This is a genomic window from Mameliella sp. AT18 (genome assembly GCF_028807275.1).
GTDB lineage: Bacteria > Pseudomonadota > Alphaproteobacteria > Rhodobacterales > Rhodobacteraceae > Antarctobacter > Antarctobacter albus.
Window position 1 is genome coordinate 18,763 of record NZ_JARAMO010000020.1, and the last position, 10,782, is coordinate 29,544.

General features: G+C 65.5%; 18 protein-coding genes, 1 tRNA gene and 1 riboswitch. Of the genes, 7 read left to right on the top strand and 12 right to left on the bottom strand.

The genetic code is table 11. The features are described 5' to 3' along the window. Positions 1-128: 128 nt before the first annotated feature. From PVW46_RS02415 to PVW46_RS02450, 8 genes are all read right to left on the bottom strand, one after another. Positions 129-287, bottom strand: a complete 159-nt coding sequence (locus PVW46_RS02415; protein ID WP_121494987.1) for a YjiS-like domain-containing protein — start codon at positions 285-287, stop codon at positions 129-131. 270 nt (positions 288-557) lie between these two features. Further along, on the bottom strand, positions 558-1,559 hold the full coding sequence (gap, locus tag PVW46_RS02420) for a type I glyceraldehyde-3-phosphate dehydrogenase (protein ID WP_069211446.1): 1,002 nt from the start codon (positions 1,557-1,559) through the stop codon (positions 558-560). 139 nt (positions 1,560-1,698) lie between these two features. Continuing rightward, the gene (locus PVW46_RS02425) at positions 1,699-1,842 is read right to left on the bottom strand and encodes a hypothetical protein (protein ID WP_043139559.1); all 144 of its coding nucleotides are present in this window, start codon (positions 1,840-1,842) and stop codon (positions 1,699-1,701) included. A 56-nt stretch (positions 1,843-1,898) separates the two neighbouring features. Next, complete coding sequence (locus tag PVW46_RS02430; protein ID WP_043139556.1) at positions 1,899-2,396, bottom strand: helix-turn-helix transcriptional regulator; 498 nt, start codon at positions 2,394-2,396, stop codon at positions 1,899-1,901. Then, positions 2,393-2,932, bottom strand: a complete 540-nt coding sequence (locus PVW46_RS02435) for a cytochrome b/b6 domain-containing protein (protein WP_069211445.1) — start codon at positions 2,930-2,932, stop codon at positions 2,393-2,395. The genes PVW46_RS02430 and PVW46_RS02435 overlap by 4 nt, the downstream gene beginning before the upstream one ends. Before the next feature lie 55 nt (positions 2,933-2,987). Then, positions 2,988-3,245: a PepSY domain-containing protein gene (locus PVW46_RS02440; protein ID WP_043139549.1), complete on the bottom strand. Its 258-nt coding sequence runs from the start codon at positions 3,243-3,245 to the stop codon at positions 2,988-2,990. Positions 3,246-3,467: 222 nt separating this feature from the next. Further along, positions 3,468-3,929, bottom strand: a complete 462-nt coding sequence (locus PVW46_RS02445; RefSeq protein ID WP_043139546.1) for a disulfide bond formation protein B — start codon at positions 3,927-3,929, stop codon at positions 3,468-3,470. 87 nt (positions 3,930-4,016) lie between these two features. Further along, a complete protein-coding gene (locus tag PVW46_RS02450; protein WP_043139543.1) occupies positions 4,017-4,631 on the bottom strand; it encodes an exopolysaccharide biosynthesis protein in 615 nt (204 codons plus the stop codon). 181 nt (positions 4,632-4,812) lie between these two features. Between PVW46_RS02450 and PVW46_RS02455 the strand changes: the two genes are divergently transcribed. Beyond that, positions 4,813-4,896 (top strand) — tRNA-Leu (locus PVW46_RS02455). Between the two features lie 200 nt (positions 4,897-5,096). Here PVW46_RS02455 and tenA read toward each other — a convergent pair. Genes tenA through thiM form a run of 4 tightly spaced genes read right to left on the bottom strand, consistent with a single transcriptional unit; the run spans position 5,097 to position 8,009 of the window. Then, on the bottom strand, positions 5,097-5,816 hold the full coding sequence (gene tenA, locus PVW46_RS02460) for a thiaminase II (RefSeq protein WP_069211444.1): 720 nt from the start codon (positions 5,814-5,816) through the stop codon (positions 5,097-5,099). Beyond that, the gene (thiD, locus tag PVW46_RS02465) at positions 5,813-6,616 is read right to left on the bottom strand and encodes a bifunctional hydroxymethylpyrimidine kinase/phosphomethylpyrimidine kinase (RefSeq protein ID WP_069211522.1); all 804 of its coding nucleotides are present in this window, start codon (positions 6,614-6,616) and stop codon (positions 5,813-5,815) included. Before thiD ends, tenA begins: the two co-directional genes overlap by 4 nt. Further along, on the bottom strand, positions 6,613-7,224 hold the full coding sequence (gene thiE, locus PVW46_RS02470) for a thiamine phosphate synthase (protein WP_069211443.1): 612 nt from the start codon (positions 7,222-7,224) through the stop codon (positions 6,613-6,615). Before thiE ends, thiD begins: the two co-directional genes overlap by 4 nt. Continuing rightward, positions 7,221-8,009 (bottom strand): hydroxyethylthiazole kinase, encoded by a 789-nt coding sequence (gene thiM, locus PVW46_RS02475; protein ID WP_069211442.1) that lies wholly within the window; start codon positions 8,007-8,009, stop codon positions 7,221-7,223. The genes thiE and thiM overlap by 4 nt, the downstream gene beginning before the upstream one ends. A 55-nt stretch (positions 8,010-8,064) precedes the next feature. Then, positions 8,065-8,159, bottom strand: a riboswitch (TPP riboswitch). 196 nt (positions 8,160-8,355) lie between these two features. Here thiM and PVW46_RS02480 point away from each other — a divergent pair. The 6 genes from PVW46_RS02480 (at position 8,356) to PVW46_RS02505 (ending at position 10,697) form a co-directional block, all read left to right on the top strand. Next, complete coding sequence (locus PVW46_RS02480) at positions 8,356-8,880, top strand: hypothetical protein (RefSeq protein ID WP_069211441.1); 525 nt, start codon at positions 8,356-8,358, stop codon at positions 8,878-8,880. A gap of 340 nt (positions 8,881-9,220) precedes the next feature. Then, the gene (locus PVW46_RS02485; protein WP_069211440.1) at positions 9,221-9,592 is read left to right on the top strand and encodes a hypothetical protein; all 372 of its coding nucleotides are present in this window, start codon (positions 9,221-9,223) and stop codon (positions 9,590-9,592) included. Next, positions 9,574-9,828: a hypothetical protein gene (locus PVW46_RS02490; protein WP_069211439.1), complete on the top strand. Its 255-nt coding sequence runs from the start codon at positions 9,574-9,576 to the stop codon at positions 9,826-9,828. Before PVW46_RS02485 ends, PVW46_RS02490 begins: the two co-directional genes overlap by 19 nt. After that, positions 9,825-9,953, top strand: coding sequence for a hypothetical protein (locus PVW46_RS02495; protein WP_274574443.1), 129 nt, complete (start codon positions 9,825-9,827; stop codon positions 9,951-9,953). The genes PVW46_RS02490 and PVW46_RS02495 overlap by 4 nt, the downstream gene beginning before the upstream one ends. Beyond that, complete coding sequence (locus PVW46_RS02500; protein WP_274574446.1) at positions 9,934-10,137, top strand: SDR family oxidoreductase; 204 nt, start codon at positions 9,934-9,936, stop codon at positions 10,135-10,137. The genes PVW46_RS02495 and PVW46_RS02500 overlap by 20 nt, the downstream gene beginning before the upstream one ends. A 5-nt stretch (positions 10,138-10,142) precedes the next feature. Further along, on the top strand, positions 10,143-10,697 hold the full coding sequence (locus tag PVW46_RS02505) for a ThuA domain-containing protein (protein ID WP_069211437.1): 555 nt from the start codon (positions 10,143-10,145) through the stop codon (positions 10,695-10,697). Positions 10,698-10,782 lie beyond the last annotated feature (85 nt).

Sequence of the window (10,782 nt, forward strand, 5' to 3'; positions counted from 1 at the left end):
AGCCCGAGCGCAAAGGATTACGCCTCGGATCGGCTGCGGGGCCTTGGCGGTCATATCCCCCGCGCAAGACAAAGGCGCCGGCCCATTGCAGGGCGCGGCGCCTTTTCACAACCACCGATTAACGGGGGTCAGCCGTAGACGGCCTCATGCGCGATGCGGCGGATCTCCGAGGGCGCGATGTCAAGGTCGCGGGCGACGGAGGCGTCAAGGGCGCTGAGTTCGCGCACGGTGGCACGGTACTTGGCGCGTTTCTGCATCGAGCTGCGGAGTTCTGTGAAAACACTCATGGGTCTGTGTCCTGTGTCTGCGTTTCTGTTGTCGCAAACATAGGCATGCTGCGGCGCAGCACAATTGACGGTTCCGGAAAGGCGCCTTGCATTTCCTGCAGGGCTTGGCGCGAGGCTACCGGCTTCTTCTTGGTGAAAATACCCCCGGGGGTCTGGGGGGCAGCGCCCCCCAGCCGGTCGGATCGCGAAAGCGATCCGAAACCGGATCACCCAAACGAAAAGGGCCGCCCAAAGGCGGCCCCGAACCCCGTAACGGCGTCATGCGCCCTTTCAGATGAGCTTGCCCATCGCGACGGCGGTGTCGGCCATGCGGTTGGAAAAGCCCCATTCATTGTCATACCAGCTCAGGATGCGGCACATGTTGCCGTCCATGACCTTGGTCTGATCCGTGTGAAAGATCGAGGACTGCGGGTCGTGGTTGAAATCCATCGAGACCAGCTTGCGGTCGGTATAGCCCAGCACACCCTTGAGCGGGCCGTCGGCGGCGGCACGGATGGCGTCGTTGATTTCCTCGACACTGGTGTCGCGCGCGGCCTCGAAGGTCAGGTCGACGACCGAGACATTCGGCGTGGGCACACGGATCGCCACGCCGTCCAGTTTGCCCGCCAGTTCCGGCAGCACCAGGCCCACGGCCTTGGCCGCGCCGGTCGAGGTGGGGATCATCGACATGGCCGCGGCGCGGGCGCGGTAGAGATCCTTGTGCATCGTGTCCAGCGTCGGCTGGTCGCCGGTGTAGCTGTGCACGGTGGTCATGAAGCCGCGCTTGATGCCGATGGTGTCATTCAGCACCTTGGCCACCGGCGACAGGCAGTTGGTGGTGCAGGAGGCATTGGAGACGATCAGGTCTTCGGCGGTCAGCGTGTCGTGGTTGACGCCGTAGACGATTGTCTTGTCCGCGTCCTTGCCGGGGGCCGAGATCAGCACGCGGCTGGCGCCGTTGTCCAGGTGCGCCTGGCAGGCTTCTTTCGAGGTGAAGATGCCGGTGCATTCCATCACCACGTCCACGTCCGACCAGGGCAGATCGGCGGGGTTGCGGATGGCGGTCACGCGGATCGGGCCACGGCCGACGTTGATGCTGTCTTCGGTATGCGTGACCTCGACCGGGAACCGGCCGTGCACGCTGTCGAATTGCAGCAGGTGGGCATTGGTTTCGACCGGGCCGAGATCGTTGATCGCGATCACCTCGATATCGGTCCGGCCGGACTCGATGATCGCGCGCAATACGTTGCGGCCGATGCGGCCAAAGCCATTGATGGCGACTTTAACACTCATGGGGCGTGTCCCTTTGTGGCTTGCGGGCAGGGCGGGGACGGTGCGTCAATCGCTCCGTCCAGCGTTTCGTTACCGCTAACAACCACCAGCGAGCGAAAAAGTCAACCTCGCTTCCCGTCGGGACGGGAGGCCGCGCCGCCTAGCGCCAGAAAGCCAGCCAGTCGAGGAGAACGAAGAGCTTGCGCCCGAGGAACAGCAGGTTGTCGCCGTTGTTGAGCTGGAGGTCGGCGACAATGGCCGCGATGACGGCCAGGCCAAGGAGGATCGCAAGCCGGTTGGTCATGGCGGGGCCTTTGCATTTGGTCTTTGCCCTTGTCATGCCAGAGCGGCGCGGGCCTGTCACGAGGGCGCGGGCGCGGCCTCCATCAGCTCTTCGATGAAATAGGCCAGGAAGGCGCCGCGCCCGCTGACCCCGGCCTTGCGGTAGATCGCGCCCAGGTGGGCCTTGACCGTGCCCTCGGCATTGCCGCGCATCCGGGCGATTTCCGGGATCGCCAGGCCCTTGAGCGTCAACAGCGCCACGTCCTGTTCCGACGGCGTCAGGCCCCAGGTATCGAAATGCTGCGCCACGATGTCGTGAAAGGCGCCGGCGGCCAGCCCCAGCTGCTGTTCCAGGTGTGCCTCGCGGCGCAGCATCTCCATCAGGATGCGGGTGCCGAAGATCACCCCGGCAATCAGCGCGGCGGCGGCCAGGGCCTCGACCATGAAATGCCAGTGGGTGAAGGGCGGCCAGCCCAGTTCGATCCCGTCACGCAGGACATCCAGCAGGAAGAAGGCCGCGCAGGCACTCTGCGCGGCGATCAACAGGCCAAGGCGAAGCGGCTTTTTCCCGGTCATGGATCCAGTCGTACCGTATCGGGCACGCGCTTGACACCTGTCAGCATGGCGCGGGGCAGGTTGATCCCCGAGCGGCGGCTTTCCCAGAAGACCGCTGCGATATGCGCCACAACAGAGATCTCTGCCCAGGTCACCAGAACCTCGTGCATCTCCTCGACCCATTCGATGCCCCAGAAGACATTGGTGGTCATCATGTAGCCGGTTGCGCTGATTCCGATCAGCGTCGCGATCAGGTTGAAGATCATCAGTGCGCCCAGCGGCGAATGCCCGAGATGCGCGGATTTGCGGGCCGCCGCCATGTCGGTCAACTGGGCGCGGATGCTGTTGCTGCTGGGCATGAAGCTGGCAAATCGCGCCGAGCGCGGCCCGATCAGCCCCCAGACCAGGCGCAGCGCGATCAGGGCGGCGATGGCATAGCCCACCCATTCGTGCAGCGTTTCGTCCGGGTCGGTAAAGATGGCATTGGCCAGGAAGAGGATCGCCAGGCTCCAGTGAAAGAGGCGCAGGAAGGGATCCCATATGCGGTGGTCTGTCATGTCCGGTCTCCGGGGCAGGGCCGGACCCACGGGGCGGGGTCCGGCGCGGTTGGGATCAGTCGTCGATCTTGGTGCGGACGATGTTCAGGTCCTGGTCCAGGTACAGTTCGAACCGCTGCCCGTCCTTCAGCGCGTAGACCTCGATCATCCCGTCTTCCCGGTCGATGCCGCGGACCTCGTAACCCTGTTCGGTCAGAAGGGCGGTGATCTCGGCTTTGCGGGCCTTGTCCATCTGGCCGTACTCGCCGCTGGAGGCAAAGGCGGGCAGGGCGATCAGGGCGGAAAGGGCGGCGGCGATCATGGTGCGGGTCATGTTGTATCTCCTGTGTTGCGGCCTGCGGTGGTGCAGGGCGTGACAGGAAGATGTGCCGGTCGAGGCGGGAAAGATATTGGTCCAAAGCGGGGGAAGGGGCAGGCTGCGACTTTGGTTTAGGATTGATTTGAAAGGGTTTTCCTGAAGAGGCGAGCTGCCGTCACCGTCACGACGCAAAACGGCCCCGCAGGGCGGGGCCGGTGATCCGGATCTGGCGGCGGCTCAGCGCGGTGCGCGCATCGCCATGACGAACAGGCCGGCGATCACGGCAGAGGCCGCGACATTGTAGTTGGCCATCGACAGGCCGAACAATTCCCAGGGGATCTGGTCGCAGGGCACCATCGGTGCGTTCATGATCGCCTCCATCGCCTCTTCGGGCGACAGGCCTTGCAGCGAAGGGGCGCTGCAGCTTTTCAGACCTTCCCACCACTGCCGTTCGACCCCGCTGTGAAAGAGGCCGATGGCGGAGCTGGACAGCGCCGAAAGCGCCGCCAGGGCCAGCAGGATCCGGTTCGGCAGCGCAAGGGCGATGCCGCCGATGATCAGCGCGCCGACGTGGCCATAGCGTTGCCAGTAGCAAAGCTGGCAGGGCAACAGCCCCTGAACGTACTGGAAATAGAGCGCGCCGAGCAGCAGCCCGGCGGAACCAAGTACACCAAGCAAGGTCAGGACAGTGCGGTTCATGGCATCCTCAAGTATTCGATCTTTGCCTACAGGTGGCGCAGGCGTACGGGGCGCGCAAGCGTAAACGGGGCGATGTCGCGGACGTGATCAGAGCCCGAGCCAGGTCTTGATCAGGCTCGCCAGTGTTGCCCCGGCCAGGACAAGTGTCGATATCCAGGCGGTGCCGATGATGGTTCCGATCACGACCAGCACCCCGTCCCGTTGCAGCAATCCCATGGCGATCACGACCACGGCAATGCCCGGAACGGTGTTCGTGCCGGGCAACGGCACAAGGATCGAGGCGCTGAACGCCACCAGCGCGATCCCGATGATCCGATCCAGCGGCGGACGGGTCAGTGCGCCCAGCCTCGGACGGCTGACCGCCTCGATCCGGCGCAGCCAGGGGCCGGCGCGGCGCGCCAGGGACTCCAGCCCGCTGGTCGTGACGGTGCGCTTTCCAAGCTTGCCGGGCAGCCAGGGAACCTGCCGACCGAAAAGGATTTGAACCGACACGAACATGAGCGGCAGGGCAACCACCTGTGGAATTCCGTAGAGAAACGGAATGCAGCAGGGCAGGGCGAGGATCAGCAGAAACAACCCGAAGGCCCGTTCGTGGAGTTGCCCGAGCACCCAGTCGAGCGAAACGCTATCGCCCTGCGCCTCTGCCGCCAGGGCATCAAGCCGGTCCGAAATCGCCTGGTCCGTTTCTTGTGGGGCTGTCATCCAGGGCTCTCCTTGAGTTGCAGACCTCAAAATTTTCTCTCCGCTAGCAGGTCGCGTTCCAGTAGGCTAGCGTCCGACCGTCGCATCCCTCTGGGGAGGCCGCGAAAGCGCCCTGGAATGATCAAAAGGGCATCCAACGCCGCTTGCCCCCATTCTTGCCCATGTGTATATGGCCCTACGGGCCCAAGTGGCGGAATGGTAGACGCAGGGGATTCAAAATCCCCCGCCTTCGGGCGTGCCGGTTCGAGTCCGGCCTTGGGTACCAATGATTTGGCGGATGCGCAGGCCCGGCGCATCGGGACGGGTCACACCGGAGTGGGATTGCGTGCTTTCGCCGCCTTTGTCCCCGTTCTTACCCACACCCCAAGACAGGGCCATTTGGTTCTGGTGAAACATCAGGCAGCTGCCCCCTTGTGTTGCGGGCGCGAAGCGGGACCTCGGGTCCCGCTCCTTTGATCCTGACGCTCAAGGAACACTGACCGGGGGGCCGCTCTGGTACGCCGGGGCGCCCTGCGCGGCTGGCGGCTGGGCCCAGTCCTCCATGTGATAGGCGCTGTCCCAGAACCGCCATTCGTGCCAGCAGGCCCTGCGAAAGGCCCGTTCCATGCGTGTCTTCGTCGGGCCATCCGCCTCGGCCCCCAGCCTGTCAGTCAGGGCCAGCATGCGCGAGACGCTCTCGTCGAAGGCTTCGCCGGAATAGGTGTCGATCCAGGCCGCGTAGGGATTTGACGGCTGGCTGTGCTTGGCAATGTCCCGGCCGACCTCGCGGTAGATCCAGAAACAGGGCAGGAGCGCCGCGACCGCCTCTGGAAAGTCGCCCAGCGCGGCGGAACGCAGCAGGAAGGACAGGTAGTGGTCGCAGGCCGCAGAGGGCTGAATGGCGGCGAAAGCGCTGTCGGAAACCCCGAACAGGCCCATGTAATGCGCGTGAAGTTCGCGCTCGACGTGGATTGCCCCGGTAGCCGAACCCGCCAGCTGCGCCAGCACATCGGCCGAGGGGGCCTTGGCCGCGGCCAGTGACAGGGCGCGGGCGAAGCCTTCGAGATAATGCGCATCCTGCACGATGTATCCCTGGAACACGTCACGGCGCAGGGTGCCCGATGCCATGTCGCGGTTGAAGGGCATGTCGTAGATCTGCTGCCACAGATCCGCGGTCTGCTTGGCCAAATCCTGTGTGAAGGTCATCTGTCTGTCCCCGTGATGAAATGAAAGTGATGGACCGGGCCGTGCCCCGTCCCGACCGACAACCGGTCTGCCGCCGCTATGGCGGCGCTGATGTAACGCTTGGCCCGATCGGCGGCCTCGGTGATCGCCAGCCCGGACCCGAGGGCGGTGGCCAGCGCCGACGAGAAGGTGCAACCCGTGCCATGCGTGTTGCGCGTCGCCGTGCGGGGGCCGTCGAACCAGGCCTCGACATCGGGCGAGAGCAGGAGATCGGGGCTGCGGTCTCCGGAGAGGTGCCCGCCTTTCAGCAGAACAGCGCTCGGCCCCAACGCCAGCAATGCCCGGGCCTGCCGGATCATCTCTTCCGTGGTTGCGGCCTCGGCACAGCCGAGAAGGTCCGCCGCCTCCGGCAGGTTCGGGGTGATAACGCTGGCAAAGGGCAACATGTCCCGCAAGGCCGCCACGGCCGGTGCCCGCAACAGCCTGTCGCCGCCCTTGGCGACCATCACGGGGTCCAGCACGACGGGGCATGCAAGACCCGCGATGCCCTTTGTCACGGTTTCGATGATGGCCGCGTCACCCAGCATGCCGATCTTGATCGCGTCGATGGCGATGTCGTCGCGGATTGCGGCGATCTGGGCGGCAATCATGTCGGTGTCGCACAGGCTGACCGCCGTCACGCCACGGGTGTTCTGGGCGGTCAGCGCGGTCAGGACGCTCATTGCGTAGCCGCCATTTGCCGAGATCGCCTTGATGTCGGCCTGGATGCCGGCACCGCCGGAACAATCGGAACCGGCGATGGAAAGGATGTTCGGGATCATGCCGTCCTCCATGCGTGGATCAGGGTCCGGGTCGCGGCGGTCATGTCCGCCGCCCGTGAAATCGCCGAGACGACGGCCAGCCCGGCGCCACCGGCGGCCTTTACCGGCGCGGCGTCGCGGGCCGTCACGCCGCCAATGGCGAGGCAGGGCAGCGAGGAGCGCCCGGCGATCACGGCGAAACCGTCCAACCCGATGGGTGCGGCGTGATCTGGCTTGGACCCGGTCGCGTAGATCGGTCCGACGCCGAGGTAGTCGACACCGGCGGGAACCGCGTCCAGTTGCGCTGCCGTCTCGATCGACAGGCCAAGGACCATGTCCGGACCGATCTTCCGGCGGATGCGGGCGGGATCTCCGTCACCCTGGCCGACGTGCAGACCCGCCGCGCCGATGGCGATGGCCAGGTCGACCCGATCGTTCACGATCAGCTTGGTCCCGAAGGGGGACAGCGCGGTCATCAGCGCCCGCGCGAGCCGGGCCAGATCCGCGTCCGGTGTCACCTTGTCACGCAGTTGAACCCATTCGGCGCCTCCCTGTGCGGCGGCAACCGCCTGGACGATGACCGGTGCGGGTGCGGTGGCATCCGTGATGAAACAGAGCGGCGGGATCATGCCAGCGTGATCCGGGCGCCGCGCGCCAGGTCCTCCGGCGTCATCGTGTACAGCGCATCAATGAAGGCCACCTGGAATGTCCCCGGTCCCCGGACGCCTTCGGCGGCCTGTTCGCCGGCAAGACCGAAAAAGGCCAGCGCGGCAACGGTCGCCTCAAAGGGATCCTGCCCGACGGTGAAGGCGCCGACGATGCCGGTCAGGGAACAGCCCAGGGCTGTCACCCGGGGCATCAGGGCGTGGCCATTGGCGACCTCAGCATTGCGCGTGCCATCGGTGACGAAATCCACGGGGCCGGTCACGGCGACCACGCCGCCCGTCCGCCGTGCCAGGGCGCTTGCAGCCTCCTGCGCCTGGGAAACCGCGTCGGCGGTGTCGGCGCCCTTGCCGCTTGCGTCGGCGCCGGCCAGCGCCATGATCTCTGACGCATTGCCCCGGATCACGGTCGGGGCGAGGTCCAATAGCCGTGCGCCGATGTCCCGGCGATAACCCGTGGCGCCGACCGCCACCGGATCGAGTATCCAGGGCGTTCCCTGCGCCTGAGCGGCCCCGGCGCTCTCCAGCATGGCGTCGGCCCAGGCCGGTGAGAGCGTCCCGATATTGATCGTCAATGCCTGCGCCAGGCCTGTGAATTCGGCTGCTTCCTCGCGCGCGTGGACCATCGCGGGCGAAGCCCCCGCCGCGAGCATGACGTTGGCCATGATGTTCATGGCGACGTAATTCGTGATGTTCTGAACAAGTGGCGCCGTCCGGCGCATGTGATCCAGGTGCTGTCCCGTATCGTCCATCGTGATCTCCTTTCGCCCGGCGGCATGAGAGATCACGAGACGTCGACCGGAATCCGGTCTGCCCTGTGCGCCTCCCTCCGCCGGCATTATCCGGTTCAGGTTCGAAGGGTACGTCTCAGCCCGGTTTCCCGAGCGCCCCTGTCGCTAACGGCGCGAAGGTCGCATCAGACGGCGCCAGCGTCAATCAGCTTCGCCGGTTTCGCATCGCGAAATCCGGACGTTTGGGTCGCGGGATGGCGGGAATTGGCCTGTCGAAGGGGGCAATCCTTGCAAGACCCTGTTTATACTGGCCTTTTGCATCCCCTTGTGTATAGGCTGGATGCAGAACACTTCCAGAAGGCCGGGTATGCCTGATCGCGACGACCTGAATGCCAAGTCGATATACGATGATCTGTTGCACCGGGCGCAGGGGGTGATCCGCACCAGGGATTTCGACGGATACCAGGGGGTCTTCGACCTTCCGTTTCGGCTTGTGAACCTCGATGCGGCGCATGTCTTTTCCACGCCGGACGATCTGCGGATGATCTTCGAGACCATCCAGCACCGGATCTTCTGCCTCAATCTCAGCTCTTACTTCGCGGTCTGCCTCGACGCGCAGCGCATCGACGAGACGACGATTGTCGCCACCCATGAAACCCGGATGATCACCGAGAACCTCTTGGTCGGCGATCCGGTGCCCTCGGTGGCCGTCCTGAAACATGTCCGGGGGCAATGGTTGCTGACGGAGGTCTGGAACTTTCGCCCGGACCGCTTCGGGACCAGTTTCCTGCGGGTCGAGCAAGAGACGCGGCCAGCGGCGCAATGGATCGCGATGCAGGCCCGCGTCTATGGCGCGCTCGGCGGTCGGACAGGCGTTTTGGCAGTTCGCTGACTGCCCGTGTGGCGCCGCGGATCGGTGCCGGTCGGGAGCCCGCTGCAGCGGCCGATGGCTGGGACGGCAGCGATCCGATCCGTGGAGACTGACCGGGAACAGGAGCTCGGGGAAGGAGCCTGGCGGACGCTGGCAGTCGATCCGCAGGATCCGCGCCAATGCAATCGTCACCCGCAGACGGCCCCGGCAAGCACCTGACCGGGACAGCTGTCGGGATTTCCAGATGCCCGCAAGGAGGCCTTTATGGCTGGCCAGGTCATACCCGACTACCACGAGATCACGCGCGTCCTGACGGACCGTTCCATGCGTCAGGCGCTGTACGACGAGGGGGGGCGTCGTCATGAATGACGTCCTGCTGACGCTGCATGGCGGGGACCATCACAAGCGGCGGGTGCTGGAGTTTTCGGTGCTCCGCAGGGACGACTTCTCGGTCTACGAGACAGAGATATTCCTGCCCGCCCTGGCACAGGTCATCGGGCCGCTTTCGGCGAGCGGCGGGATGGACCTGATCGACTTCGGCTATCGCGTCACGATGAACCTGACTGCAGATTTCGCGGGCCTCGACCGGCCCGAGAAATCGCCCGAGGAAACCGGGCAGTTGCTGAAACTGGTCAAGAACTTCTCGGAATGCGCGACGCTGACCCATGTGACCCTAGACAAGGAAGCCGTACGGGCCGCGCCCTGTCCGAAGGCGTGCCGATCCGGGGCCTGACCTTTGGCTATGGCATGCACATGTGCCTTGGGCGCGATCTTGACGGCGGACTGCCGGCGGGGCCGGACACCGATCCGGACAGGCACCAGTACGGGATCGTGACGCGGTTGGTCCAGACGCTGCTGGACCGCGACGTGCGCCCCGACCCGGACCGTTCGGCGGTGCAGGACACCAACACCTCCCGCATGAACTTTTCGTCCTATCCCGTTCTCCTGACACCCGAACCCGAGGCATGAGCATGAAATCCGAAATCGTGACCGGGGCCGCCGCGGGCCTCGGGGCAGGCGTGGCCGCAAAATTCGATGCCGAGGGCTATCGCGCCGGGGTTCATCGACGGTGGCATGTCCGCCCCGTTCTATGACGATCCCAAGGTCCGCGCCGCGCGCGAAGGCGCCGTGCCGAACGGCGATCTGGGCAAGATCGAGGACATCGCCGAGGCGGTCTGGTTCCTGGCCTCGCCGCAGCCCCGCTACGTCAATGCGCATCAGCTGGTGGTGGACGGCGGCGTCTGCCACAGCCTTCTGCGCTCGCTGCCGCGGGAATAACGGCAATGCGCGTGGTCATCCTGAAAGGCGGCATCCTGGCTGCGGCTGGCATGGAGACGGAGCTTGTCGGTTCTCCGGCAGAGTTGGTCTCTGCGCTGGACCGCGCCCCGGCGGACCTTGTCGGGGTGCAGGCGCTGCGGTTCCGGATGCTGGGCAACGAGAAATACGCGCCCTACCGGGCCGAATGGGCCTATGAGACTGATCCGGAACTGGTGCGCGCGCTGGACGCTCATGCCGGGGCCGGGCGCGGCATCGTCTCGCTGCACACGGGCTGTATCTGTTTCGACGGCTGGCAAGGCTGGCTCGACCTGCTGGCAGGCGGATGGGTCTGGGGTCGGCGCTACCACGCGCCGGGGCTGGAAACCGTCGACGTGACCCCGGTGCAAGACCATCCCGTGACAGCGGACATCGCGCCATTCGCCGTCACTGACGAACACTACGGGGACCTGGCCCTTCACCCCGAGGCGATCATCCTCGCCCAGGGTCGCATGGGCGAGGGCGTGGATCACCCCGTCGGCTGGGCCCGCGACGGCGGGGACAGCGGCATCGTTCCGGTCTGAGGGCAATTCGCCTGCGCCACCGATCCCCCGAAATTCGACGCAAACCCATCTAACGAGTTGTAAACACGACAAGGACCGCCGACAA

What these genes read in the sequence shown, in the direction of transcription:
- PVW46_RS02415 (WP_121494987.1), bottom strand. Translation starts at nt 287, where the DNA reads ATGAGTGTTTTCACAGAACTCCGCAGCTCGATGCAGAAACGCGCCAAG.
- PVW46_RS02485 (WP_069211440.1), top strand. Translation starts at nt 9,221, where the DNA reads ATGAATGACGTCCTGCTGACGCTGCATGGCGGGGACCATCACAAGCGG.
- PVW46_RS02450 (WP_043139543.1), bottom strand. Translation starts at nt 4,631, where the DNA reads ATGACAGCCCCACAAGAAACGGACCAGGCGATTTCGGACCGGCTTGAT.
- PVW46_RS02495 (WP_274574443.1), top strand. Translation starts at nt 9,825, where the DNA reads ATGAGCATGAAATCCGAAATCGTGACCGGGGCCGCCGCGGGCCTCGGG.
- PVW46_RS02425 (WP_043139559.1), bottom strand. Translation starts at nt 1,842, where the DNA reads ATGACCAACCGGCTTGCGATCCTCCTTGGCCTGGCCGTCATCGCGGCC.
- PVW46_RS02430 (WP_043139556.1), bottom strand. Translation starts at nt 2,396, where the DNA reads ATGACCGGGAAAAAGCCGCTTCGCCTTGGCCTGTTGATCGCCGCGCAG.
- PVW46_RS02435 (WP_069211445.1), bottom strand. Translation starts at nt 2,932, where the DNA reads ATGACAGACCACCGCATATGGGATCCCTTCCTGCGCCTCTTTCACTGG.
- thiD (WP_069211522.1), bottom strand. Translation starts at nt 6,616, where the DNA reads ATGATCCCGAACATCCTTTCCATCGCCGGTTCCGATTGTTCCGGCGGT.
- PVW46_RS02505 (WP_069211437.1), top strand. Translation starts at nt 10,143, where the DNA reads ATGCGCGTGGTCATCCTGAAAGGCGGCATCCTGGCTGCGGCTGGCATG.
- gap (WP_069211446.1), bottom strand. Translation starts at nt 1,559, where the DNA reads ATGAGTGTTAAAGTCGCCATCAATGGCTTTGGCCGCATCGGCCGCAAC.
- PVW46_RS02500 (WP_274574446.1), top strand. Translation starts at nt 9,934, where the DNA reads ATGTCCGCCCCGTTCTATGACGATCCCAAGGTCCGCGCCGCGCGCGAA.
- thiE (WP_069211443.1), bottom strand. Translation starts at nt 7,224, where the DNA reads ATGATCCCGCCGCTCTGTTTCATCACGGATGCCACCGCACCCGCACCG.
- PVW46_RS02445 (WP_043139546.1), bottom strand. Translation starts at nt 3,929, where the DNA reads ATGAACCGCACTGTCCTGACCTTGCTTGGTGTACTTGGTTCCGCCGGG.
- PVW46_RS02480 (WP_069211441.1), top strand. Translation starts at nt 8,356, where the DNA reads ATGCCTGATCGCGACGACCTGAATGCCAAGTCGATATACGATGATCTG.
- thiM (WP_069211442.1), bottom strand. Translation starts at nt 8,009, where the DNA reads ATGGACGATACGGGACAGCACCTGGATCACATGCGCCGGACGGCGCCA.
- tenA (WP_069211444.1), bottom strand. Translation starts at nt 5,816, where the DNA reads ATGACCTTCACACAGGATTTGGCCAAGCAGACCGCGGATCTGTGGCAG.
- PVW46_RS02440 (WP_043139549.1), bottom strand. Translation starts at nt 3,245, where the DNA reads ATGACCCGCACCATGATCGCCGCCGCCCTTTCCGCCCTGATCGCCCTG.